Raw genomic sequence first — 25,000 nt, 5'->3', positions numbered from 1 at the left:
TGATCGAAACCATGTTAAAAATGAGTTACAGGCTGAATTTGGCACTTCGCAACTTGAAATAGGCTTGATAACTATGCCTGCGAATTTTATTCTAAGCCAGTAAATTTGGTCACAATTCCTAATTTATCCAACAACTTGACCACTTTCCGTGATGGCTGAGAAGCAGATGTTCAGTTTGTGGCGAATCTGCAGACAGGCCGAAGACCACTTTTTAGACAATCAAGCCGATCGCATCCGCTATCCTGCGCAGCAAGACTTTATTAAGTGAGCATATTCAGATTTAGCAGTTGCACACGTCTGAATCCATCCGCTTCAAATATTGAAATCGGGCATGACTCGGCGCATGAATTCGTCAAACAAAGGTACGGTAAAAGCCATATCGCCGTGGGACGGACTAAAAACCATGCCTTTTTTGATCAGACTGGCACGTACCGGCCCCAAGGTATTAATCTTAACGTTAAGTTTATCGGCAACGTCACCAGTCCGGTACGGACCCTGTCCGAGTTCAGCCATGGCACGTAAATAGTTTTTCTCACGAGGTGTTAATCGATCAAAGCGTACCCGAAAGAAATTTTCATCCAGTCGCTTGGAAACCAAAGCACTGCTTTCTCTGACATCCTGCAAAGTGATGGGCGATGTTACCGCATGATTCCAGGCTTGGTAGCCCCATTCCTGGAGAAAATACGGATAACCTTGCGTCACGCGGTAAATTTCCTGCAAGGCGCCCGGTTCAATTGATTCCCCTGCCTCACGAATCGGCTCCTGAATGGCGGTAAAGGCATCCTGCTCCGGTAAGGGCCCAATCTCAGGAAAGCTGAATAGCCGTTCCGCATAGGATTTAGACTCTCCTGCCAAGCCCGGCAAAATCGGTAGCCCCGCACCAATGAGAACCAAAGGCAATTGCCGCTGTTGCATTTTGTGCATGGCCATAATCAAAGCGCTCAATTCAGTGGTACTGAAATACTGAATTTCGTCGATGAGTATCGCCACTGCGACCTGACGTTCTTCTGCCGCTTCGGCGACAGCAGTGAATAAACTAGGAAGGTCAACCTCCAGGTCACCGCTGTCGGCTGATCCTGATTCGGGTTCGATATCTAGACCAATATCGAAGTCGCCCACTTTGATATTAATAGCGCCGATAAAACTTTTTAGAACGGCAATGCCGCGTTTGGCTTTATTGCCGGCGCCTGCGAGCCTGTCAAGATCAAATAACAAACGGCGCAAATGCGGCGCGACTAGAACAGCCAAGGGTTTACCCTCATGCGCTTCAACCAGTAGCGTGCGATAACCCGTATCAATCGCCATACGTTCAATATCATTTAATAGGACAGTTTTTCCGACACCTCGCAGTCCCGTCAGTAACAAGCTTTTTTCCGGGCGCTTTGCACGGACACGTCCCAGCAAAACCCGAGCGTGTTCAAGAATAGCGTCCCGTCCGGCCATTTCAGGTGGCGGCGATCCAGCACCGGGGGAAAAAGGATTTTTGATTTTATCCATAGCGAATCTCGAATGTATCAATTTATTCGTAAGTATACTACTCGAGTAGTATAAATATAAATAAATTGGTATATTCCAACTCAAGTTCATGAGAATGCGTGTTAAACACACCAAAACGGCTTGAACGCTCCGGCGGAATCGAATTCCGGCCGCGACGGGCATAGAGTACGTCAAACTCGTCGTATAGCGTGGCGAGCAGCAGATCGACCACTTTACGTAGCTTGCAGAACGGCTGTTATTTCTGAACCTGCGCTACTAGGGTTCAGTAACGAATTCGTTCTTCTTGAGGAATGTCGGCACCGGGCATGGAGTCAATGCAATCGATTGAAGATAGAATTATTTTGCATATTACAATGCAATATGCATGATCATTATGACCAGTTCGACGATGCTACACGGGCTGCAGGGACGATAAAATCAACAGCCTGCTAAAGCAACTTATACAGTCAAAAGGTTAAGGGATGGGAAGTTTTGCATTAACTAGGCTGATTTTGATCGACTCGTATAAGCCCGGTACGTTACAGGAGGTGCGCCTGGATGGACACACCAACCTCAACGGCGTCAATGGCGCCGGTAAAACCACACTGCTGCGGCTGATCCCGTTGTTTTTCGGCGAACGACCAGGCCGGTTGGTGCCCAAAAGCCGAGTCACCGAAAGTTTTGCCAAGCATTATTTGCCTAACGAGTCGTCTTATATCATTTTCGAGTATCGCCGCGATCAGCAAATCTGCATGGTGGTGATCTATGCCTCACTCAATGAAGAAGGGCTGTGCTATCGCTTTGTCGATAAGGGCTTCGATCGCGACGATTTTCTGGAAACGCGACTTGATGGTTCCTGCTACCCGATTTCCTGTCGCGATTTGAAACGCCACCTGGATAAACGCCAGATCCATTGCAGTAATCAGCTGACGTCCTGCAGTGACTATCGTACGGTGATTCAGAACCTGCCGCATAGCAAGGGCCAGGAATTACGCAATTTGATTGCCCGCTACAGCTTTTGCCAGGGCAGTTCAGGACGACGCTTGAAAGACATCGAAAAAATCGTATCCGGGATGTTGCAACGTTCGACCGATTTCGCCGACTTGCGGGAAATGCTGGTCAATTGCATCGACGAGAACCGCGATTCAATTTCCATGGATATATCCATGGACAAATTGGAGGATTGGCACAAGGAATATCGTGCTTACCAACACATCGAAGCCGAGCGGGAACAGGCGGTTGAACTGAGCCAATTGGCATCGGAACAAGAGCAGTTCAAAACTCAATTTGGTGAACTTTACAAATGCCTATTACTGTTGAAGGAGCGTTATCGCCAGCAACAACAAGGGCAGCAAGAACGGCTGGCGAATGCCGAGCAATCGCTCAGAACTGTGAAATCCGATTGGGAGACTCAGGAACAAGAGATGCAGTCGGCACTGGCCAAGCAAAGAGCCGAGCTAACCAGTCAGGAGAAGCAGAAAACCCAACTGGAAAATGAAAAAGCCGAGTGGGACGCGAAGGACATACAACGTAGTATCCGTCAGGCCGAGCAACAGCCAGTCTTTGTCGACAATCTGGCAAGGGAACAACAGCACTACGAGAAGCTGACTTCCGAAATTCAGGACATCAATGCCCAATTCGCCGCGATCAAAGCCGACACGGAGAAAGGCTACGCCGAGCAGCGTCACCGGCACGAGCGTCAGATCGATGAGGCCAAGGCCCAGGCTAGCGAAGAGGAGGCCAATCGTCGCTCCGAACACAATCTGGCCCGGGAACAGCTGAGAACGGCGAGTAGCGGCGAACAGGAAAAACTGCATGAATTGGCCGGCAAGACACAGAGTAACCTCGGGGCTTTGAACGCACAGATCGCCCAAATCCAGCCTGATCCGGAATTACTCCAAACCCGGGAAGCCAAGTTAGAGCTTCAGCAAAGCCAGCAGCAGAAATTAGAGGAAGCCAAAAATGACGTCGCCGGTATCAACAAGCGCATCAAAGCCAATCAGGATGATGTCGAGGCCGCGCTGGAACAAAAGCGTCATTATCAGGCAGAAAAACAGTCGATCGACGAGGCGATCAGTCGTCTAAAGCGGCAACTGGATACCGAAGCCGATACCTTATTGCGGTTTTTGCGCGAACATCAACCAGACTGGACGCAGGATATTGCCAAAGTAGTTAATCCGGAATTGTTGCTGCGCGACGACCTGGAACCGGCGTTAGTGGAAAAGCCGACGGGATTTTACGGCGTCTCACTGAATCTGGATGTGCTGTCGGCGGATTTGGCGGCCGACGAACAGCAAATCCGTGTGTTGTTATCCGAGCATGAACACCGATTGCGCGAATTGGCCGGATTGGATGAACAGGCCGATCAACAATTGACCGCTTTGAAAAAGACCGACACCCAACTGCGCAAGCAATGTCAGCAAGCCGAAACCGAACAGGGGCGCCTGCAAAATGGCTTAACAGCCATTAAAGCTGAACTCGCTTCTTTGAAACTGCAGATCGAAAACAGCAAACGTCGGCGCGCACAGCAGTTGCAGGCTGAAAAAGCAGCGGTTGAGGAAAACCTTAACCAAATCAAACGTCAGCTGGATGGCTTGAAGCGGCAATTGCAACACGATGAAAAACAGCTTTCTGTCGAGCTGGAAACTGCTATCGCCCGGATCAAACAGGCCTCACAACAACAAGTCGAACATATCAAGCAGGATATTGCCTCGCTAAACAGCCAAGAGCAGCAAGCGCTGCAACAATTGGAGAAGCAACGGCTGAATAGCCTGAAGACTCGGCAAATCGATGTCGATGCCTTGCAGCAGCTTGAGGCCCGAATCGGTACTCTGAAACAGCAGTTGAAGGAGGCCAAAGCCGCCGCTGAAACAGTGAGCGACTATCGGCGCTGGGAGCAACTGCATTGGTCGGGCTATGCTGAATTGTGCCATGCGATTAGCGACTATACGGCCAAATTGCGTCAAACCGAAGCGCAGTTTGCTGCCGCCAAGCAACGCTATCAACAACGCAGCAGCGAATTGAAAGCAGAGCAGGGGAGGCTGATTGCCGCATTGCAGAAACTAGACCAGGAGATGAAAACGCTGGAGCAATTGCTGGACGATTGCTCTGCCTACGCCCGTTATGCTCCCAATGTCGTCAGTTTTGACGAATCGCACACCCTGGCCTTGTTACAAAACGAATATCGCACTTTGAATGATGCCTACAAAAGTCAGCGACGGATGTTGTTGGCAAAGCTTAGGCATTTGAAACAAACGTTAGCTCGTTATCCCGGCACCGGTCCCACCCAGTATTACGCGAGTCAGGAAAATGAACTGGGGCTGGACGGCGACGAAACAGTCTGGTTGTCGCCTATATTGAATTGGTACGACAGTGCCCACCTGGATTTGCGCAGTTTGCTGATCAATCAGGCCAATCTGTTCGGCGCGGTGATCCGTAATTATCAGCAAGCCCTGGAACATTTCGACCGCGGCATAGACTCCCTGTCCAGACGACTGACCAAGCATATCGACAGTAATATCCGTTTCGACAAAATCGAAAGCATCCAGGGTCGCTTGACTTCAAAAGTGCAGTCCTTGGGCTACTGGCAGCAGATCGTCGCCTTTACCAAGCAATATGATGACTGGAACCGAAATAGCGATGGCCGTTTACCCGGCGAGACGTTTGCGGATATGGTGCGGTTGGTGGCGGAACAAATGTCCGGTAAGGGCAGGGTGGAAATGAAACTGGTCAGCCTGCTGGAACTGGAAATCATTGTCAGCGAAAACGGCCGCAGCAAAAAAGCGACCCACGCCGAGGAATTGCAGCAAATCTCCAGTCACGGCCTGTCGTATCTAATTTTATGTGTGTTCTTTATCGCTCTGGTCAACATGATACGCAAGGACCAGCCGTTGAATATCATCTGGCCTATGGATGAGTTGAAGGAGCTGCATCAGGTCAATATCGAGGTGTTGCTGGAGTTATTGAGCAATAACGGTATTACCTTGTTGTCCGCTTTTCCCGATCCTGATCCGGATATTCTTCGGCTGTTCAAAAACCGTTATCAGGTGGTTGGACAGCGCGAGTTGGTGGAAATGGAAGTCGATGAAGCCTATCTGGCAGAATTGGCGCCCATGGTGCGGGAGCTGGCTGATGTTTGACGTTTTACTGAAACGCCTGCTGCAAGGCGAGTTCATTTGCGAAATCAGCGACGAGAACGGCTTTCGATTTTTGCAGCAGGCCGATAATGCGGAACAGGTCGACGAATTTTTGAGCCGTCTGCAATACCGCTTGAGCAAGACTCAGAATAGCCTAGCGTATTATGCCGCCTATCGACAGATAGATGCTGGTGCCCGCCGGGATATTCAGCGCCTGTTTCAGCAGTTCCGCGTGGAGCTACAGCCCGTAGTGGAATGGCTGGACATGATGATGGCCTGTCTGCATCGCGATACCGCCTTGTCACCCGGCGATACGCTGAGCTTTGGGGCACTATTGCAGGTCATCGAAAGCAATCAGGCTTTGGCGGATCGTTTACAAACCTTTGGCCGCTTCAAAGATTTTGTCTGTACCGACGATGCGGTTAAAAGCCGTCTGGAAAAACTGCTGAAAACCCTGGATCAATGGGGCTATTTACAACTGTCCAACCGCGATACTCTGATTTATCAAGTGACCGGCAAACTGGATTATTTCTATCAGGCACTGCAATTCATCAAAGAGCATGAGCAATTGCCGATCACGCAGGACGAAGACGACGTGGCCCAGGAGAGTCTGTTTTGAGTCAGGCCGAACAAGGCATGGAGCGGCTGTTCAAGGCGCTGGCCAATCATAGTGACTTGATCGCCAAGGCCTATTTCAATGGCACTATCTATTCGGAAAGCCAGAATCAACGCACCCTAAATCAGCTCAAACAACTGAAAGTGTTGGTCGATCACGGCGACGATGGTTTTCGCATCGCCGGGCGGCTGAGCCAGTTTCTCGACAGCGCCTTGAGCAGCGACCGGATCCGCCGGCTAGATACCGATCTGTCGAGTTGGATCGACACCTTGGAGCAGCAGATCGGTTTGTACCAGGATGCCTGGCGGGAGAACCGGCTGGACGATGTCGATCATTACCTGCTGGAAATCCAAAGGTTGGTATTTGATTTGGCCGACAACCTGGAGGAAAACACTAGTTATCTGTTGATGCTGGTCAACAGCCGTTTTGCCAACGTCCGCACCTTGGCGGAAAAGCAAAAGCAGAATACCTTTTATATTGCCCGTCTGGAAAAACTCGTCAATGCCATTAGTGCCTTGCAACCGGAGTTCTTACTGGAATACGTCGAGGAGCAGCCGGAGTTGCATCAATTGCTGGAGCGGCAATTGCTCCGGCTATTGCCAAAGTATCAACAACGACTGCAGGACATTCTCGATAAGCTGAAAATTTTCCTGTTCGAATTACGGCAAATCGAAGTGCGAGCACAACTGGTGCAGGGTTTTGCGTTTTATCTGCGGCAAAATCCCGATTACCAGCCGCTTGATTGGAGCGAGCACGATCAGATTCCCGAACATTGGAATCGCATTCAACCCTTGGCACTGTCAGCATATGCAGATCCCATGGACCATGCCTTGGAGCAGGAACTTGTCGAGATTGCCCAGAAGATTCGCATCGATAGTGATGCCTTGTTGGCCAAACAAAAACAAAGGCGTTTGAATTCGGTCACGCTCAATCCAGCCGAAAAACAGACCTTACAGGTTCCCAAATACCGGAAGCAACTGGCGGCTTACATGGCCAAAGTCCGTCAACAATCCGGTCGACCATTATCGGCTCTCGCTTTTCAACAGGTGTTTGCCAACGATATTGAACCCGGCATCTGGTTGGCGTGCGTGATGAACGAATGCATGAAACAGCAACATAAGTCGCTGCAAGTCGAATGGCGGGAGGTAGGCCAATGGGCAGGCTTTACTGGCAATAAGAAGATTTGCGACATCGTGCTGTGCTGTCAGGATGGCAAAACATGAACAAAACATGGTTGGCGGTCATCGGCCGCGCGATCGATAGTGGGCAGGAGCTGTTCCCGCTCAATCAAACCTGGCAGGCCATTCATCAGGAATACAACATCGGCCTGACTCAAGCCAAAAAACTGCTGCTGACCCACCATGACAAACAGGAATTACGGGAACTGGTCAGAAAAATTACGCATATCGATTTGCATGAAGTTAGTCCAGGTGAGTTTGCCGGTATGCAACGCGAGCAAGTGTTAACTCTTGCCATCAATGAAAAGCTGGCCGGGCAGTCGGTGAAGAAAAACCGCTTGGCCTTGAAATCTTTGCTGGGCAGGGCGCTCAAGTTAAACGGTGAATACTATCGATTGCCGGAGAACAGCCATTGCGATATGGCCTTAGAAAGCATCGTCGGCGTCGAGCATCAGAGCATCTGGATTGTTGAGAATTACCGGTGCTTCGATCAGTTGGGTGCCATCAAGCTGGATGAATCGGCGGCGCTGACCGAACCCTTGGTGGTGTTTCGAGGCGATCATGTTTATCAGGCTGATACAGTGTTGAACCTGATCGAGAAACTTCAGTTGCCGGTCTGGGTGATGGGCGACATCGACCCTAAAGGTCTGAGCATCGCCCAGTCGTATCCCAACTTTGCCGGCTTGATTGCGCCGGACATGGCAGTGTTGGAGAGCTATTTTAACGACCCCGGCAAAGCCAATCATAAACTCTACGAAAAACAACTCGCTGGTTGCCATAAAGCCTTATCCGACACCAGGTATTCCATCATTCAAGCCTGTTGGCAGCTGATGGAACTGCATCAGGCCGGCATCGTTCAGGAGCATTGGCTGGTCGGAAATTTGCTTCTACAAATGCACCCCGCCTAAAAGGTCTAACGGGTATTAACCTTGTCACCTCTATTTCCAACAAATCCTCCGGATCAGAAGTGCTCAAGGCTTCTAGATAAATGCGGTCGAGATCGTCGGACAGAGTCAGCACAATGTGATATTGCTCGGTGACCAATCCGGTTTGCGTCGGGATATTAGGCAGCGTGGGCGCCTGGCTTCCAACGCGGGCCTCGATACAACTGCCTTTGCCGTCGATTTGCTTGCGCGAGCCGGGCTGGCCGGTTACCGGGTCTTTGTCGGTGCAAATGAACAAGACATAATCCGGACGCAAGTCGTTGATGGCCCTGACGATGGGTTAGTGACTGCCGCCGACGGTGCAGAGGAGAATTTGGGGCATGGTTTTAGTAATGGTAACGACATTGCACGATGGTAATAGTGGTGGCATCGGCTTTGTAAACCAGCCGATGTTCCCGGTCTATGTGTCTGGACCAATAGCCGGACCAGTTGTGCTTTAATGGTTCCGGGTCGCCAATGCCGGTGAAGGGATTGCGTTTGATGTCTTCGATCAGGGTGTTGATCCGCTGAGGCCTTTTTTTATCAGTGGTCTGCCAATACAAATAATCGTCCCAAGCGGTTGTCGCCCAAGCCAGAATCATGACTCGATCAGATCATGATTGACCACTTTTCCGGCTTCCACTTCCGCGATGGCCTGGTTCAAACGCTGAGCATTGACCGGACTGGCCATTAAGTAGGCTGTTTCCTCGAACGACTTGTAATCATCCAGCGACAAAATCACCGCCGGCTTACCGTTTTGTCGGGTAACCAAAACCGGGTTATGGTCGTCGTTGACTTTATCAAGGACGCTGGCTAGGTTGTTGCGCAAGGTTGTGTAATTAATGGCGTCCATGAGTGACTCCTGGTGAATAAGGCTTTACCGGTATTTTATGAGTACTTATTAATGTACACAAATGGGTATTTTATCGGGTAAAACGCCATATCGGCGGGAGTAAGTTTGACTAGCTTGCCGTGGGCGATGAGCAGGCGCCTGAGTGGATCGATGGTCAATCGAGCGGGCCCCCAAAGCCCGTTGCGCGAATGAATCGGTATAATTTGACTGAAATTACTGGATTGGCGCTAGGCGACATAATTTAACCTCCTTGTTCGAATTTTCTGAAATCTAATAAGCTCATGCTTTATTGGAAAGCTTTTCAATTTGGCTTACGCCTGAGGCTTGGAGGCCCTTCGGTGGGGATTTGTTCAACATCAAGCCAGCACGTCCTCGATAAAGGGGAGAATTTGCGCAGGATTTTGGATTGGAGATTCGCGGATTTCATAATCTATCGAGTCACTGACAATCCAGCCGTTTTATGTGAAAAATGCACTAGGCTGATTGCTGGTTTCCAGTAGCTGGGTGATGGCTATGGCTTCAAACATGAACTTCGATTACTTCTTATCCGGTTCGGAATCGGAAATCACCGAGTATTCGGTACTGATAATATCTCCTTGGCCTTGCCTAAAGTTTTCTTGCTGCGCTGATTTCATCAGTCGCCATCCTTTGTAACCAACAATCCCCAGAGGAATCAACAGAATGACAAAAAGCACCGAAAAGACCAGCGTGCCGACAATTGCTCCAGCAATCATCGCCGGAACAGTCACCATTTTAGGAAGACCGGAGCCAGAACTTTCTTCGACCTTATATTCAAGTCGGCCTTGGGGATTTTCCGACGTGCCGATATGGATTGTTCGTTTGTAAATTTTGAACATGGGGATTAAACCTAGTGGAAATAATCATGGCCGGCCATTGTCGATGGGGCTTGATCGGTGGTGAATACTGCTTTTTAGGCTTTCAGAAACTACTTATATTGTAGTAAGATTTTTTGCTCTTGGTCTGGCGTATCAAATCATATACTCGATAGCATTGGACTACTTTGCTTGATTTTGGCCTTGATTCAATTCCGTTTGGGATGGATGGTGAAATGTTCATAGTTTCTGTGTAGTTATCAGATGGTAATCAAGCGGCCGATTAGAAACCATTACGGAAAGAACAATCAAAAGTCATATTTCATCAGGTTGATAATGGTCAAGCATCAAGCCATTGATTTGCGAAAAATGCTTGATGTTGCCAGTGCATAACAATTCATTTCGAGCGATAGCAGTAGCAGCAATTAATGCATCGCCCATTTCCATGTTATGGCTTAGAGCAAACTGTCGTACAAGCTGTCGGGCATGGTAGGAAATGCCATGATCTATTTCGTGAATGGCAAATTGAAGTGCTTGTAACATCTTTTCAAAGGTTGCCAGCTCTTTTTTGTTCCGGCAAAACGGAACGTATTCCATATAGGTGATCGCTGAAATGGAGCGTTGCTGAGTTCCAAGGATTAACTGCTTGGCGGATTCGACACCTCGGTCGGCATAAATCAAAATATAGGTATCAAAGATCATTCAACGATTTCCGGCGACCTTTACGAATATCGCGCAATTCCGATTCGACATTGGCGACGCCTAAATCACGGTGCATACCAAAAAACTCATTCATTGCGGCTTCTTGCTCTTGTGAATTAGTTGTTGGGGCAGCGGGGTGAACGACGCCAAGCGTTTGACCGTGATAAGTGATCTCTACGGTCTCTCCGCGCTTAAGCGCATCAATTAGGGCTTTGTGTTTGGATTGTAACTGAGAGGCAGTGAGCTGCATAGTCGGCGTAAAATAAATACTTTAAAATATTTATTATATCAATTTTTGCATGGCTTGAGCGGCATAACAAGGATTTTGCAGTGGTAGGACGCTCACTATTTGGATCTGCCCAAATCTGGTTCCGAAACCGGCTTGGGTAGGTAGCACAGGGTGCCCCGACTGCCGGCCAACGGTGGTTGGTATTGACGGTTGGGCATCAGCAATCCCGCCATATTGAGCGCGGAGGGGTACAAGTAAAAAACATTCCCCAATGTCAACGGTCTGCTTTTCGCATGTTGGTTTTGCAGATTAACCGGTGGCGATTCTGGCTCCGTGGCCCTCCCAAACACTTCAGTTTAGTTGCTTCCAATCGAAACTCTGAATTTGATGAACCTCAAATTCTTGGGTAAATTACGTCAGAGGGGCTTATCGCCGACCAAGGCTGCTAGGGCCAGTTTGATTTGTAAGGCGGACGAATGTTTTCTTTTTGGCTTTTAGAACATCTTCTGTTCTATTGCTTAGTCCTGACGGGCGTTCAAAAGTAGCAGGGTTTTTCACTTTATCGGCTGTTCAATTTTCGGGGCTGGTTCTGGTTGAAGGTTCATCTGAGTATCCGCCTGCCAAAGGGACGCCACCTCTCTTCAAGCTAGGCTAGACACCAGATTTAGTTAGAAGTCGGAAATTATTCCTGTTAGAGTCATCGGCATTTGTCTCACTTGGCATATGATTGAATTTTTAAAATATTATCGCTATTGGGGTAAAGCTAAACCAAATACCGAAGCAGGGCTGCCTTACCATTTACTGCCTTACCACTGTTTGGATGTGGCGGCTGTGGGGAAACAATGGCTTGCCGCCGAAAAGTCCGTGACCAAGCAATTGGCTGCCAAATTGCAAGTCGAGCCGAAATGGCTTCAAAGTTGGTTTACCTTTTGTCTTGTCCTGCACGATCTAGGCAAATTCGCTCGTGCATTCCAAGGTTTGCGAACGGATATATCGGACGATTTGGTCAAGACGAATCCGAGAATGACTTATGCGGAACGTCACGATAGCCTGGGATTTGCGCTTTGGCGGGATGTTTTGCAAGAAAAATTGGCTCAATACCTTCCGGCGGGTCAAGCTGCTTGGATCAATAAAATCGATCCCTGGCTGGAAATCGTTACCGGCCACCACGGCATGCCGCCGAAATTGGATAGCTTTCGGCTTGGCAATTTCTTCGAGGCCGACGACGAGCAGGCGGCGTTCGTCTTCGTGCAGCATCTGCTGGATTGCTTTCTGGCTGATTTCGATTTTCAGCCCCTAGCGGACAAGAGCCTTTATAAACGCCTGAAGCCGTTATCCTGGCAATTCGCCGGTATAGCTGTGTTAGCCGATTGGTTGGGTTCGAATCAAGAACATTTCGCTTATTGCACCAAGCCGATGCCGCTTGCCGAATATTGGCAAAACTTTGCGTTACCCAAGGCCAAACAAGCGCTTGCCGGCTTGCCCAAACGGCCTGTTGCCGGAAAATTCGAAACCGTGCAAACCCTATTTCCGTTCATCCAGCAGCCGACGCCGTTACAACGATACGCTGCCGAAGAGCCGTTGACCGACCAACCTCAGCTTTTTATTCTCGAAGACGTGACCGGCGCCGGCAAAACCGAAGCCGCGTTGATTTTGACCCAGCGCCTGATTGCCCAAGGTTTGGCCGACGGTTTGTACATCGGCTTACCGACCATGGCCACCGCCAACGCCATGTATCAGCGCTTGAGCAAGGTTTACCGCAGCTTTTATGAAAGCGGCGAACAGCCGTCGTTGGTCTTGGCGCACGGTGCGCGCGAGTTGTCGCAAGCATTTCGCGAGTCGGTGCTGCTTGCCGAGCAAGCTCATCTGGATGCCGATTATCAAACCGGCTGGCGCGAAGAAGATCGGGAACTGAGCGCCACCGCCTACTGCAACGCCTGGTTGGCGGATAGCCGCAAAAAAGCCTTGTTGGCCGATGTCGGCGTCGGCACGCTCGACCAAGCCTTATTGGCGGTATTGCCGGCGCGGCATCAGTCCTTGCGTCTACTGGGTTTGGGGCGCAAGGTGTTATTGGTGGACGAGGTCCACGCCTACGACAGCTATATGCGAGAACTACTTTCGACATTATTGGAAGCTCATGCCCGGCAGGGTGGCAGCGCAATTCTGTTGTCGGCCACCCTGCCGCAGACCATGCGCGAAACTCTAACCGCAGCTTTTCATCGCGGACTTGGGTTGGAAGCGCCGAATTTGGCTTGTCCGGCGGCTTACCCGTTGGCGACGCACACGCCGGCACCAAAAGCTGGCATACCAGCCAAAACGGAACCCTCTCCCGCCGGGAGAGGGCAGGGTGAGGGTATAAAAATAAACGCTTTACCCTATTCACATCCCCACGCCCCAACCTTTCCCCATCAAGGAAATGGACGTTTACAGCAACTTCCGGCAACTATGGAAACGCCCATCGATACCCGAGCCGAAGTCAAACGCACGGTTTGCGTTCAACGCATGGACAGCGAAGAACAAATCATTGCCAAAATTCGATACAGCGCCGAGCAAGGCCACTGCGTCTGCTGGATACGCAATACTGTCAAATCCGCATGCCAGACGTATCAAAATCTACTGAGCAGCGGCTTTCCTGCTGATCAAGTCGCGCTGTTCCATAGCCGTTTTGCGATGATAGACCGGCAAACCATCGAAAACCGCACCTTGCAGACCTTCGGTGAACCATCAGGCCATGACACCCGCAAAGGCCAAATCTTGATTGCCACCCAGGTAGTCGAACAATCCTTGGACTTGGATTTCGATGTGCTGATCAGTGACTTGGCACCCATCGATCTAGTGATCCAACGCGCCGGCCGCTTACGCCGGCATATTCGCGACGCTTACGGCAATCGTTTGCGGGAAAAGGGCGCGGAAGATGGACGCGGCGCGCCGGTGTTTTACTTGTATGCACCGGCGCCGTCGGACGATGCAAACGCTGCTTGGCTGAAGCCGGATCACGCCGGCACCCAGGCGGTTTATCCGCATGTCGGCCAGCTATGGTTGTCGGCCCGATTATTGGCAGATAAAGGTAGCTTTGCCATGCCGGACGATGCGCGGGAATTGATTGAAGGCGTCTATTCGGACGAAGCGCAGGCTCGCATACCGCTTGCATTGCAAGAAGCGTCCTTCGATGCCGAAGGCAAAACCATGGTACAGCGGAGCATGGCCGACTTGAATGTCTTGAAGCTCGACAAAGGCTATACCCGGAAAAGCGGCGATTGGGATGAGGAAACCAAAATCCCGACTCGCCTTAGCGAAGAGGAGAGCGTTTCGGTGGCCTTGGCATTGTTGGTTGACGGCGAGCTTAAACCTTACGCCGATGTCGAGCGTTACGCCTGGGCGATGAGCACCATCAAATTGCCGGAACGCGAATGGAAAAAGGCCGGTCGGCAGTTTTCCGACGATTTGAAACAGCAAATTGAAGCTTTAAAAAACGAACAAAAGGCGTTGCGTTGGTTGGAGGTGTTGCCGTTAGTGGATGGGCAAAGCCTGTATTCGGCGACGGACGGATTTTTCGGGGAAGTCCCCGCGGGTGCGGGGAACGAATGAGTTGCTTCACATAATGTAGTCAGCGAAGCGGTTCATCCCTAATTGGCTTAAGGAACGAGGTGTTAGTTTAAAGGTTATGGATGTATATGTATAACTTTAAGCTTCGTTGACTACATTAGAAAATTGACATTGCTCAATTGTATCGCCTATGATTTCCCCGGCAGAATTTTTTGGGGTCAGTCATGGCGCAGGTCAAGGGTTTAATAGATGCAGTCAACGCTTTTGCGCCGAATCCGCTGGCGGTTATTTGTTTAGCTCTGGTGCTTGCAATCATCGTGGCGTTGAAGATGTGATTGCAATATCCAGTCAGGTGTTTTTTGGAGAGCAGCATGAAATTAAAAGTCATCATTCACGAAGCCGAAGAAGGCGGTTACTGGGCGGAAGTGCCGTCGATTCCGGGTTGCGTGACCCAGGGCGACAGCTTCGACGAGTTGCTGAGCAATATTTACGAAGCCGTCGAAGGGTGTTTATCGGTGGACATAGACGAGGCCAGCATCGGCGGTAACGACCGAATCATGGAGATTGCCGTGTGAGGGCGATCAGCGGCAAGCGCATGTGTCGATTGTTGGAAATGTGCGGTTGGGAGCTAAAACGTATCAACGGCAGCCATCACATTTACGCCAAATCGGGTAGCACAATGAGAATTTCCGTGCCGGTGCATGGCGATAGCACATTAAAGATCGGCTTGCAAAAGCAGATCATGAAAATGGCCGACATCGACGAAGCTGAGTTGTAATTTCAATTTCAAGCAGGGAGACAAGATGAATTTAATAACGGATCGCTGGATACCGGTCATTCGCCAAAACGGCTTACACGATTTGATCGTGCCCTGGCAAATCGCCGAAACCGAAAACCCGGTGGTCGAAATCAACGCGCCGAGGCCGGATTTTCAGGGTGCACTTTATCAATTCCTGATTGGTCTGCTGCAAACCGGATTCGCGCCGGAAGACGAAGAGCAATGGTTGGAGTATTGGGACGAGGCGCCGGATTCAAATGAATTGCAAGCCCGTTTTTCCCAATTGGCACCGGCGTTCGAATTGATCAGCGACGATGGCCCGGCATTTTTACAGGATTTGGAACTGCCGGATGGCGAAGCCAAGCCTATCGCGGCGTTGCTGATCGAAGCGCCCGGCGGTAAAACCCTGAAAGACAATCTCGACCACTTCATAAAACGCGGCTCGGCGAACCAGCTATGCCCAAGCTGTGCGGCTAGCGCATTGTTTACCTTGCAAATCAACGCGCCATCCGGCGGTGTCGGACATCGGGTCGGCTTGCGCGGCGGCGGGCCTTTGACGACCTTGGTGCTTCCTAAGGCTAGCCAAACCACGTTGTGGCAAAAGCTTTGGTTGAACGTGTTCAATCAGGAAGACCTGCAACCTTTGGACAAACTGGAACTATCCATCATGCCCTGGTTGGGCAAAACCCGCACTTCCGAAAAAGGCCAAATCACCACGCCGGCCGATGTTCATCCATTGCATGCTTATTGGGGGATGCCGCGCCGGATTCGCTTGAGCGAAACGCTCGAGCCGGGTATTTGCGATGTATGCGGATGCGATGCCGAATTGTTGTTCCGCGAATATCGCACCAAAAACTACGGCACCAATTACGACGGCGCTTGGCAACATCCATTAACGCCGTACCGTCACGATCCGAAAAAGGTCAATCCGCCGTTGTCCTTGAAAGGCCAACAAGGCGGTTTGGGTTACCGGCATTGGTTGGGGTTAGCCTTGCAGGACGACAGCAACGGCGACAAAGCCGCCCAAATTGTCCGGCACTACAACCAGGAACGCGGCCGCAAGTTGGCCGACAAAGGCGGAGCGGCATTGTGGTGCTTCGGTTACGACATGGACAACATGAAGGCGCGTTGTTGGTACGAAGCGAGGTTTCCGGTGTTTTATCTGTCCGCGCAACAGCAACACAACCTTGTCGGCTGGGCTGGCGAATTGGTCGACGCGGCACGGGAAACCGTGAAAATTTTGCGTAGCGAAGTCAAAGCCGCCTGGTTCCGTCGCCCGGAAGATGCCAAAGGCGATATGAGTCAAATCGATGCGCAATTTTGGCAAGCCAGCGAAGCCGAGTTTTTCCGACTCTTGGAACGCTTGGCGACCTTATCGGACGGCGGCGGTATGGCCCCGGCTGACATTTACGCCGATTGGTTTGCAGCGTTGAGATCGAAAATGATCGAGGTTTTTGAAGTCGCAACTTTAAGCGCTACCCCGGAAGACCTCGATTTAAAACGGATTATCAACGCCCGGAAATCCATGTTAGGCCGTTTTCACGGCAACAAAATCGTCAAGCAATTGAAAACCCACGCCAAAACGGAGGAGGCTGCCTAAGTGAGCGAGAACTATTTTTTAACTTCTGAGGAATTACCGGCTTTGCTGGCCTGGCATCGCTGGTTGAACGGCGACGACGGCGACCGGGGTGGTAATCTTGGCGCCCGCGCCCGTTTACGCCGCGCCGAAGCGCCGGAAGACATTTTGTTGACCGACGCCTTTTTCCATTTCTTACGGCAAATGCCGGACGATTTTCCGCAAAAGGTGTCGCCCGAGCAGCGCTTGCCGGTCGCCGCATCTATTGTTGGTTTGCTGGCGCATGTCGAAACCAACGATGCCACTGCCCGTTTTGCCGCTCAGTTGGGTACGGCCAAAGATAAAGCCAAGCCGCCAATGAGCGAGTTGCGCTTTCAGCAACTGCAAAAAAGCCCAACCGTCGAAGATTTTTACCGGCGCATGCTGCGCGCGATTCGTTTGCTTGGCAAAACCGCCAATGTTGTGTCGCTCACCAACGACATCATTCATTGGCATAAGGAGTTCAATCAGCCGCTGGGCCGCTATCCCAAAGACCGCCTTGCTGTGCGCTGGGCCACCGACTACTTCACCGCCTTACCCAAAAATTAAACTCAAGGAGAGACTTACATGAGCCGTTTCATTCAACTGCATTTGTTGACCGCTTACCCGCCCGCTAACCTGAACCGCGACGATCAAGGCAGTCCGAAAACCGCGAAGATGGGTGGTTACGACCGCTTGCGGGTGTCGTCGCAATGCCTGAAAAGAACTTGGCGCACCTCGGATTTGTTCCAGGCGGCGGTTGGCGGCCACTTGGGCACCCGCACCAAATTGCTTGGACTGGATGTGTATAACAAGCTATTGGAAGGTGGGGTTAAAGAAAAAGATGCCAAGGAATGGACCAAGGCCATCGCTGGCGTGTTCGGTGCGCTGAAAAAGGCCGATAAGAACGATCCGTTAGCCGAATTGGAAATCGAACAGTTGGTGCATGTGAGCCCGTCGGAAAGGAAGGCTCTGGATGCGTTGACCGCAAAATTGGTTGCCGAACAGCGGGCGCCGGAAAAAGACGAATTGAATTTGCTGCGCGCCAACGAACAGGCCGTGGACATTGCCTTGTTCGGCCGCATGCTGGCATCCAGCCCGGCCTTCAACATCGAAGCCGCCTGCCAAGTGGCGCACGCCATCAGCGTGCATCCGGTGGTGATAGAAGACGATTATTTCACCGCGGTCGATGACCTTAACAATGGCCAGGACGACATGGGAGCCGCTCACATCGGCGAAACCCGCTTCGCCGCCGGTTTGTTTTACGCCTACATCTGTATCAACCGCGAGCTGCTGATTAAAAATCTGGACGGCAACGCCGAGCTTGCCAATCAAGCGATTCGCGCCTTGACCGAAGCAGCCGTCAAAGTTGCGCCGGAAGGCAAGCAAAACAGCTTTGCTTCCAGGGCTTATGCGTCATTCGTGTTGGCAGAAAAAGGCGACCAGCAGCCGCGTTCCTTGTCGGTGGCTTATTTGAAACCCATCGGCCGCGAAGCTGATGATTTTGCCGTTCAGGCCATCGCCGCGTTGAAAGAGCAGAACAGCAGTTTTGACGAAGTTTACGGCGCTTGCGCAGACAGCCGTTATGAACTGAACGCCTTGCCGTCGCAACGCAAAGGCTCACTGGTGGAATTGCTCGATTTCGTCGGCCAATAGGAGCCGGTCATGGACCTATTGTTATTCCGTTTATACGGGCCGATGGCTAGTTGGGGCGAAATCGCTGTCGGCGAAAGCCGGCATAGCGCCAATTATCCGAGCAAGTCGGCAATTTTGGGTTTGGTCGGCGCGGCGCTGGGTATAGAGCGTAGCGACGAACTACAACAAGCCGGCTTGCAGAACGGTTATCAGGTGGCCGTGGAAGTGTTTAGCACCGGCCAATTGCTGCGCGATTATCATACCGCGCAAGTGCCGGGCTCGGCCGGCAAGTTCGTGTACCGCACCCGTCGCGACGAATTGATATTGGGTAAGGAGCGCTTGGGCACCATTCTGTCCAGCCGCGAATACCGTAGCGACGCCTTGGCTGTCGTGGCTTTGCGCGCTTTACCGGATGCGCCGTTCAGTCTGATACAAATCGAGGAAAAACTGCGCAAGCCGGTGTTCCATTTGTATTTGGGGCGCAAATCTTGTCCGCTGGCCGCGCCGTTGCATCCGCAATTGCTGACCGAACAAGCCGATTTGTTGTCGGCCTTCAAAGCCTATTCCCATAAACCGATATTGCCGCGCAAGCAGGTGGATGGCGCAGCGGGTCAGCCGGCTCAGCAAGACACTTATTGGCTGAATGCTGGCGGCGAACGCCACTATTACTGGGAAGGCGAGCCGCAAGATTTCGCCAAGGAATGTGATTTGCAAAACCGGCAAACCCGCGTTCGCCACGATCAACCGTTGTCGCGCAAGCGTTGGCAGTTCGCGCCGCGTCAGGAACATTATTTTTATCAGGGAGGCGAGTGATGTATTTTTCCAGGGTCAGGATACGGCCGGATATTTACAAATCGTCGCAGTTGGCGAGGGTATTGGAAGGCAACGTTTACGGTTGTCATCAATTGTTATGGGATTTGTTCCCGGAACAGGACAAACGGACTTTTCTCTATCGCGAAGAAATTGCCCGCGAACAGATTGGTCCGTCGCCGGCGGTACGCGGCGAGCCCTTGTATTACGTCGTTTCGCAAAATAAGCCTATTGAGCTTGAAGGATCGTTGTTCAAGGTCGAGAGTAAAGAATACGACCCACGATTGGCGAACGGCCTATGCCTGCAATTCGATTGCCGGGTCAACCCAGTGGTCAGTCGGCAAGGCAAAAAGCATGATGTGGCGATGGATGCGCAATTGCAGTTTTTGGCGTCGTTGATCAAATCACATGGCCTGGATGTTTCTTTGCCCGCCAAAACCGATAAAGGTATTTACAAAAGGCTGTTACTGGAAAAGGGCGGGGCGGCGTTGGAGGCTGAATTATCCGAATTATTGGCTGGGGATCGTTACTACGCCGAGCGTTTGGGGCAAATTTCCGGCTTGGCTGATAAGTTGGAATGGGCGATCAAAGCCTGCGTCGATCAGGCACTGACTAGTTGGATGATCAAGCAAGGCGAGCGTTGCGGATTTACGTTACTGAGTGGCGATGACGGTTTACCCAAGTTGCAAAACAGCACTTACGCATGGCACGGCTTGCAGCAAAAGGCTGTCAAAAAAGGCGAAAAATCCGGCTTTAGCTCGGTCGATTTCACCGGCGAACTGCAAATCACCGACGCCGAAAAATTTCGCCAAACCCTATTCACCGGCCTGGGCAGGGCCAAGGCATTTGGCTGTGGTTTGTTGATGGTGCGGCGGTTATAATTCGGACTTAATTCAGTCTGAATTTATTTCATTGCGAGAAAAATCAAATGAAACTATCCGAAAACATAAAACCCATCAGTTACTTAAAAGCCAACGCCGCTGAGGTGATCGAAAAATTAAAATCCGATCATCAGCCTATGGTCATCACCCAAAACGGCGAGGCGGCGATGGTGATTCAGTCTGTCGCCGATTACGAGCAAACTCAGGAAACCCTGGCCTTTCTGAAAATGCTGGCGCAGAGTCAGCAAGCGTTGGCGGAAGGCAAAACGGTGTCCAGCGCCGAGGCGTTTACTCGTTTACGCGAGCGGCGCGGCTTTGCATGAGTGTCCCGGTACGGCTGACCGAACCGGCCTTGGCCGATTTGCTGGCTATCAATGATTATTTCTTAGTGGAAGTCAGTGATAAGGTGGCGGCAAAAATCATCGATGCACTCGAAGTGGCCGTCAATAGTCTTGCCGATTTGAACGAGCGTGGAACCGTACCTAAAGAGTTACTGGGTTTGGGCATTCGCCAATATCGACAAATCATCGTAAAACCCTATCGCATCATCTATCAACGCATGCCTAAACAAGTGGTCGTCCATGCCATTCTGGATGGGCGCCGCGATATGCAAACGCTGTTAACCCAGCGATTGATAGGCGCTCTCTAGCCGAACGATCCCCAAAATTAAGGATGATTTACCCATGCTCCCACCCCTAAAACCCATTGCCATGAAAGAACGTGTCTCGCTGGTCTTTATCGAAAAAGGCCAGATAGATGTCAAGGACGGCGCCTTCGTCGTCATCGACGACACCGGCATCCGCACCCATATCCCGGTTGGCTCTATCGCCTGCATCATGCTGGAGCCGGGCACCCGCGTTTCCCACCATGCCGCCGCGCTTGCGGCCAGGGCCGGGACCTTGCTGGTCTGGGTCGGCGAAGCCGGTGTCAGATTATATGCAGCCGGCCAGCCGGGCGGCGCACGTTCGGACCGATTGCTGTATCAAGCCAAACTGGCGCTGGACGACGCCGCGCGCTTGAAGGTGGTACGCAAGATGTACGAAATCCGCTTCGGCGAAAAACCGCCCGAGCGCCGTAGCGTCGAACAACTGCGCGGCATCGAAGGCGCCAGAGTCAGGAAGATGTACCAGTTGCTGGCCAAGCAGGCCGGCGTGGACTGGAAGGGCCGCAATTACGATTATACGGCGTGGGACAACAGCGACACCGCCAACCGCTGTCTCAGTGCCGCCACCGCCTGCCTATACGGCATCTGCGAAGCGGCCGTGCTGGCCGCCGGTTACGCGCCGGCCATCGGCTTTATTCATACCGGCAAACCGTTGTCTTTCGTTTACGACATCGCCGACCTGTTCAAATTCGACGACATCGTCCCGCACGCCTTCAAAATCGCCGCCAAAAACTACTCCAACCCGGAACGCGAAGTGCGGCTGATGTGCCGCGACGTGTTTCGTCAATCCAAAATCCTGCGCAAGATCATCCCCACCATCGAAGACGTGCTGGCGGCCGGCGAACTGGAAGTGCCTAAACCCGCCGAGGAAAACATCGCCCCGGCCATTCCCAATGCGGAGGGCATCGGCGATGTTGGTCATCGTAGTTGAAAACGTGCCGCCCAGGCTGCGCGGACGCTTGGCGGTGTGGCTGATCGAAATCCGCGCCGGGGTTTACGTCGGCGACTTGTCGGCCAAGGTGCGGGAAATGATTTGGTCGCAAGTCGAGCAGGGCTTAGAGGAGGGCAACGCCGTGATGGTATGGAGTACCAATACCGAATCCGGCTTCGATTTCCTGACGCTGGGCAAAAACCGTCGGCTGCCTGTGGAACTGGACGGCTTGAAACTGGTGTCGTTTTTTCCGCCGGACGATGCCGATTCGTCTCCCTCGCCCTAAGGGAGAGGGCCGGGGTGAAGGGAGAAATGCGCACTAAATTCCTGTTGGGGTATAGAGTGCTGCAAGGGCTTTCGCCCGCTTTTTAACAACTTGGAAAATACCGAAAAATTCGGTAGAAATTTCGGCCGGATGTTTCCGTTTATCTAACAATAAGTTAGCATTAGTGCGTTCCCCGCACCTGCGGGGATGAACCGACTCTGCGCAAATCATCAAGATTTTCTAATGAGCGTTCCCCGCACCTGCGGGGATGAACCGAAACGCCGGCCGGCCCGGTCAACATGGGCATCGCGTTCCCCGCACCTGCGGGGATGAACCGCCAAAGGCGTCAGCGACACTGCCGCACCCGACGCGTTCCCCGCACCTGCGGGGATGAACCGCGTTGGTGATTCAAATACCGGGGCCTGGTTGCGCGTTCCCCGCACCTGCGGGGATGAACCGCGTTTTTGTCCGCTATTGGATATGAAACATTGGCGTTCCCCGCACCTGCGGGGATGAACCGTCAAGTTGCTGGGGAATATCGCATGAATCAAGGCGTTCCCCGCACCTGCGGGGATGAACCGTACTCGATGATCACAGATGGAAAATTGATCCAGCGTTCCCCGCACCTGCGGGGATGAACCGCCAGCGGCGACGGCTTGATCCAAGCCGGATTTGCGTTCCCCGCACCTGCGGGGATGAACCGCTGAATCCGATCGCGGACGTGGGGCCAATTGCGCGTTCCCCGCACCTGCGGGGATGAACCGGCCGACGCTCGATTTTGCCAACGCGTCGGCGAGCGTTCCCCGCACCTGCGGGGATGAACCGTTGCCATTTATCCTCCTAGGGATTCATGTTGCTGCGTTCCCCGCACCTGCGGGGATGAACCGAACGAATTGAATTTGCGCGCTCCCCGTACTAGGCGTTCCCCGCACCTGCGGGGATGAACCAGGAGGCGTCGATGAAATTATTAACGCCGATTACGCGTTCCCCGCACCTGCGGGGATGAACCGAACCATCGATTACATCCAAAGTCATGCCCGGAGCGTTCCCCGCACCTGCGGGGATGAACCGGCTGCCTATTATTTTTGTATTCATCGCGCGATGCGTTCCCCGCACCTGCGGGGATGAACCGGCGTTGACGGTGTTGGCGTCAGGGTCGGCGGTGCGTTCCCCGCACCTGCGGGGATGAACCGTGGTTAGTTGGGCGCGACAATATCCTGTGATAGCGTTCCCCGCACCTGCGGGGATGAACCGACCACATTGCCGAACGAGTCGTACACAGTAAGGCGTTCCCCGCACCTGCGGGGATGAACCGACGTTTTTTGTTATCCGTCACATTTTTTACAAGCGTTCCCCGCACCTGCGGGGATGAACCGGCCAACAGCGGCGCGACGGTGACCTTGCCGGGGCGTTCCCCGCACCTGCGGGGATGAACCGTTTGTACATTGCGGATGGATATTCAGAATTGTGCGTTCCCCGCACCTGCGGGGATGAACCGTCTGGCTATTCGTTTACTCGATCTGAGAACTGGCGTTCCCCGCACCTGCGGGGATGAACCGACCCGCTGGATGCGTTCGCGCAATTGGCTGATGCGTTCCCCGCACCTGCGGGGATGAACCGTCGCCGATTTCGTCGATTTCGGCGTATTTGTCGCGTTCCCCGCACCTGCGGGGATGAACCGGCTTATGCGGAAATGGCACCGCTGTTGATGCGGCGTTCCCCGCACCTGCGGGGATGAACCGTTGAGCATGTCTGTTTTAACTCCGTGATTGATGCGTTCCCCGCACCTGCGGGGATGAACCGGTTACGCCGTCGGGCATCACGTACTGGGAGCAGCGTTCCCCGCACCTGCGGGGATGAACCGCAGAACGCCCCAAGGCGGCGCACTGCCAGCGCGCGTTCCCCGCACCTGCGGGGATGAACCGTTTTGCGCCGCCGGCGGCGTGGTCACCGACTAGCGTTCCCCGCACCTGCGGGGATGAACCGGCAAGATCGACGACCGCCTTCAGGAACGCAACGCGTTCCCCGCACCTGCGGGGATGAACCGACGACGACTTTGGCCACTACGCAAATAGTGCGGCGTTCCCCGCACCTGCGGGGATGAACCGACCACCGAGCGCGCGACCACTGCGACGAATCAGCGTTCCCCGCACCTGCGGGGATGAACCGACGACGGTAGCTATTTGATCACGCTGCGAAATGCGTTCCCCGCACCTGCGGGGATGAACCGCGGTATTTCGCGGCCGAGTCGGCCATCGAATCGCGTTCCCCGCACCTGCGGGGATGAACCGGCTGCCGGCGTTTTGCCCATCCAGCGCGGCGCGCGTTCCCCGCACCTGCGGGGATGAACCGCGCCTTACGCTGCGCGGTCAAACCGTCCCGCTGCGTTCCCCGCACCTGCGGGGATGAACCGGACGGGTTGATGGTTGAGATTCGTTTCAACGGGCGTTCCCCGCACCTGCGGGGATGAACCGTCCCCAAACGCCGTCGATTGCCCAGTGATTAGGCGTTCCCCGCACCTGCGGGGATGAACCGCTGTCGAAAGAGCCGGTCGCGGTGCCGTCGAAGCGTTCCCCGCACCTGCGGGGATGAACCGGCACCGGCGCCAGCTACCAAAGCAACAATGCGGCGTTCCCCGCACCTGCGGGGATGAACCGTCGCCGAGGCTTTTTCCGCTGCGGCGGATGCTGCGTTCCCCGCACCTGCGGGGATGAACCGACGCCGGCGACCGATTTGGCCGGTTTTCTGATGCGTTCCCCGCACCTGCGGGGATGAACCGGCCTTTCGCATTTCGGGAATATCGTTCATCGAGCGTTCCCCGCACCTGCGGGGATGAACCGCCTGACGGCCGCAGCTGGGCCATCGCCAAACAGCGTTCCCCGCACCTGCGGGGATGAACCGCGATACAGAGGCCGCACATCCGGCCAACTGACGCGTTCCCCGCACCTGC

General features: G+C 52.9%; 22 protein-coding genes and 1 CRISPR repeat array. Of the genes, 16 read left to right on the top strand and 6 right to left on the bottom strand.

Translation table 11 applies throughout. The annotated features are described in order from the left end of the window. Positions 1–312 precede the first annotated feature (312 nt). The gene (locus A1355_RS08970; RefSeq protein ID WP_064027187.1) at positions 313–1,497 is read right to left on the bottom strand and encodes an ATP-binding protein; all 1,185 of its coding nucleotides are present in this window, start codon (positions 1,495–1,497) and stop codon (positions 313–315) included. Positions 1,498–1,958: 461 nt separating this feature from the next. Between A1355_RS08970 and A1355_RS08965 the strand changes: the two genes are divergently transcribed. From A1355_RS08965 to A1355_RS08950, 4 genes are read left to right on the top strand one after another with little or no spacing between them, the layout of a single operon-like run. Further along, positions 1,959–5,615 carry an ATP-binding protein gene (locus tag A1355_RS08965; RefSeq protein ID WP_064027178.1) on the top strand — a complete coding sequence of 1,219 codons (3,657 nt, stop codon included), beginning with the start codon at positions 1,959–1,961 and terminating at the stop codon, positions 5,613–5,615. Then, positions 5,608–6,231 (top strand): condensin complex protein MksE, encoded by a 624-nt coding sequence (locus A1355_RS08960; RefSeq protein WP_064027176.1) that lies wholly within the window; start codon positions 5,608–5,610, stop codon positions 6,229–6,231. The genes A1355_RS08965 and A1355_RS08960 overlap by 8 nt, the downstream gene beginning before the upstream one ends. Next, positions 6,228–7,451 carry a hypothetical protein gene (locus tag A1355_RS08955; RefSeq protein WP_064027174.1) on the top strand — a complete coding sequence of 408 codons (1,224 nt, stop codon included), beginning with the start codon at positions 6,228–6,230 and terminating at the stop codon, positions 7,449–7,451. The genes A1355_RS08960 and A1355_RS08955 overlap by 4 nt, the downstream gene beginning before the upstream one ends. Continuing rightward, entirely contained in the window at positions 7,448–8,314 is an 867-nt protein-coding gene (locus A1355_RS08950; RefSeq protein WP_064027172.1) for a DUF7281 domain-containing protein, read from the top strand. The genes A1355_RS08955 and A1355_RS08950 overlap by 4 nt, the downstream gene beginning before the upstream one ends. A gap of 362 nt (positions 8,315–8,676) precedes the next feature. Here A1355_RS08950 and A1355_RS08945 read toward each other — a convergent pair whose 3' ends face one another. The 5 genes from A1355_RS08945 to A1355_RS08925 all read right to left on the bottom strand — a co-directional run bounded on the left by A1355_RS08945 (position 8,677) and on the right by A1355_RS08925 (position 10,967). Further along, positions 8,677–8,931 carry a Txe/YoeB family addiction module toxin gene (locus A1355_RS08945; protein ID WP_064027171.1) on the bottom strand — a complete coding sequence of 85 codons (255 nt, stop codon included), beginning with the start codon at positions 8,929–8,931 and terminating at the stop codon, positions 8,677–8,679. Beyond that, the gene (locus A1355_RS08940; RefSeq protein WP_064027168.1) at positions 8,928–9,182 is read right to left on the bottom strand and encodes a type II toxin-antitoxin system Phd/YefM family antitoxin; all 255 of its coding nucleotides are present in this window, start codon (positions 9,180–9,182) and stop codon (positions 8,928–8,930) included. The genes A1355_RS08945 and A1355_RS08940 overlap by 4 nt, the downstream gene beginning before the upstream one ends. 536 nt (positions 9,183–9,718) lie before the next feature. Further along, a complete protein-coding gene (locus A1355_RS08935; RefSeq protein WP_064027165.1) occupies positions 9,719–10,039 on the bottom strand; it encodes a hypothetical protein in 321 nt (106 codons plus the stop codon). A gap of 291 nt (positions 10,040–10,330) precedes the next feature. Next, positions 10,331–10,717, bottom strand: coding sequence for a PIN domain-containing protein (locus tag A1355_RS08930; RefSeq protein WP_064027163.1), 387 nt, complete (start codon positions 10,715–10,717; stop codon positions 10,331–10,333). Beyond that, on the bottom strand, positions 10,707–10,967 hold the full coding sequence (locus tag A1355_RS08925) for a type II toxin-antitoxin system Phd/YefM family antitoxin (RefSeq protein WP_064027161.1): 261 nt from the start codon (positions 10,965–10,967) through the stop codon (positions 10,707–10,709). Before A1355_RS08925 ends, A1355_RS08930 begins: the two co-directional genes overlap by 11 nt. A gap of 702 nt (positions 10,968–11,669) precedes the next feature. Between A1355_RS08925 and cas3 the strand changes: the two genes are divergently transcribed. The 12 genes from cas3 to cas2e all read left to right on the top strand — a co-directional run bounded on the left by cas3 (position 11,670) and on the right by cas2e (position 22,071). Next, the gene (gene cas3 / locus A1355_RS26075; RefSeq protein WP_231883613.1) at positions 11,670–14,534 is read left to right on the top strand and encodes a CRISPR-associated helicase Cas3'; all 2,865 of its coding nucleotides are present in this window, start codon (positions 11,670–11,672) and stop codon (positions 14,532–14,534) included. Between the two features lie 329 nt (positions 14,535–14,863). Further along, complete coding sequence (locus A1355_RS08915) at positions 14,864–15,067, top strand: type II toxin-antitoxin system HicB family antitoxin (protein ID WP_064027159.1); 204 nt, start codon at positions 14,864–14,866, stop codon at positions 15,065–15,067. Continuing rightward, positions 15,064–15,270, top strand: coding sequence for a type II toxin-antitoxin system HicA family toxin (locus tag A1355_RS08910; RefSeq protein WP_064027157.1), 207 nt, complete (start codon positions 15,064–15,066; stop codon positions 15,268–15,270). Before A1355_RS08915 ends, A1355_RS08910 begins: the two co-directional genes overlap by 4 nt. 25 nt (positions 15,271–15,295) lie before the next feature. Next, on the top strand, positions 15,296–16,870 hold the full coding sequence (gene casA, locus A1355_RS08905; RefSeq protein WP_064027155.1) for a type I-E CRISPR-associated protein Cse1/CasA: 1,575 nt from the start codon (positions 15,296–15,298) through the stop codon (positions 16,868–16,870). Next, positions 16,871–17,434 carry a type I-E CRISPR-associated protein Cse2/CasB gene (casB, locus tag A1355_RS08900; protein WP_064027153.1) on the top strand — a complete coding sequence of 188 codons (564 nt, stop codon included), beginning with the start codon at positions 16,871–16,873 and terminating at the stop codon, positions 17,432–17,434. It begins immediately after the preceding gene. An 18-nt stretch (positions 17,435–17,452) separates the two neighbouring features. After that, positions 17,453–18,520 carry a type I-E CRISPR-associated protein Cas7/Cse4/CasC gene (gene cas7e / locus A1355_RS08895; RefSeq protein ID WP_064027151.1) on the top strand — a complete coding sequence of 356 codons (1,068 nt, stop codon included), beginning with the start codon at positions 17,453–17,455 and terminating at the stop codon, positions 18,518–18,520. A 9-nt stretch (positions 18,521–18,529) separates the two neighbouring features. Next, the gene (cas5e, locus tag A1355_RS08890) at positions 18,530–19,312 is read left to right on the top strand and encodes a type I-E CRISPR-associated protein Cas5/CasD (RefSeq protein WP_064027149.1); all 783 of its coding nucleotides are present in this window, start codon (positions 18,530–18,532) and stop codon (positions 19,310–19,312) included. Next, on the top strand, positions 19,312–20,190 hold the full coding sequence (gene cas6e / locus A1355_RS08885; protein WP_033158595.1) for a type I-E CRISPR-associated protein Cas6/Cse3/CasE: 879 nt from the start codon (positions 19,312–19,314) through the stop codon (positions 20,188–20,190). Before cas5e ends, cas6e begins: the two co-directional genes overlap by 1 nt. A gap of 47 nt (positions 20,191–20,237) precedes the next feature. Next, a complete protein-coding gene (locus A1355_RS08880; RefSeq protein WP_064027147.1) occupies positions 20,238–20,513 on the top strand; it encodes a type II toxin-antitoxin system Phd/YefM family antitoxin in 276 nt (91 codons plus the stop codon). After that, the gene (locus A1355_RS08875; protein ID WP_064027145.1) at positions 20,510–20,839 is read left to right on the top strand and encodes a type II toxin-antitoxin system RelE/ParE family toxin; all 330 of its coding nucleotides are present in this window, start codon (positions 20,510–20,512) and stop codon (positions 20,837–20,839) included. Before A1355_RS08880 ends, A1355_RS08875 begins: the two co-directional genes overlap by 4 nt. 34 nt (positions 20,840–20,873) lie before the next feature. Next, positions 20,874–21,785: a type I-E CRISPR-associated endonuclease Cas1e gene (cas1e, locus tag A1355_RS08870; RefSeq protein WP_064027143.1), complete on the top strand. Its 912-nt coding sequence runs from the start codon at positions 20,874–20,876 to the stop codon at positions 21,783–21,785. Then, positions 21,766–22,071 carry a type I-E CRISPR-associated endoribonuclease Cas2e gene (gene cas2e, locus A1355_RS08865; RefSeq protein WP_064027141.1) on the top strand — a complete coding sequence of 102 codons (306 nt, stop codon included), beginning with the start codon at positions 21,766–21,768 and terminating at the stop codon, positions 22,069–22,071. The genes cas1e and cas2e overlap by 20 nt, the downstream gene beginning before the upstream one ends. A gap of 165 nt (positions 22,072–22,236) precedes the next feature. After that, a CRISPR array of direct repeats spans positions 22,237–24,951; the repeat unit is 29 nt; unit sequence GCGTTCCCCGCACCTGCGGGGATGAACCG. Positions 24,952–25,000 lie beyond the last annotated feature (49 nt).

Source organism: Methylomonas koyamae (assembly GCF_001644025.1).
GTDB classification, from domain to species: domain Bacteria; phylum Pseudomonadota; class Gammaproteobacteria; order Methylococcales; family Methylomonadaceae; genus Methylomonas; species Methylomonas koyamae_A.
This window is presented reverse-complemented; position numbering and strand designations above follow the sequence as displayed.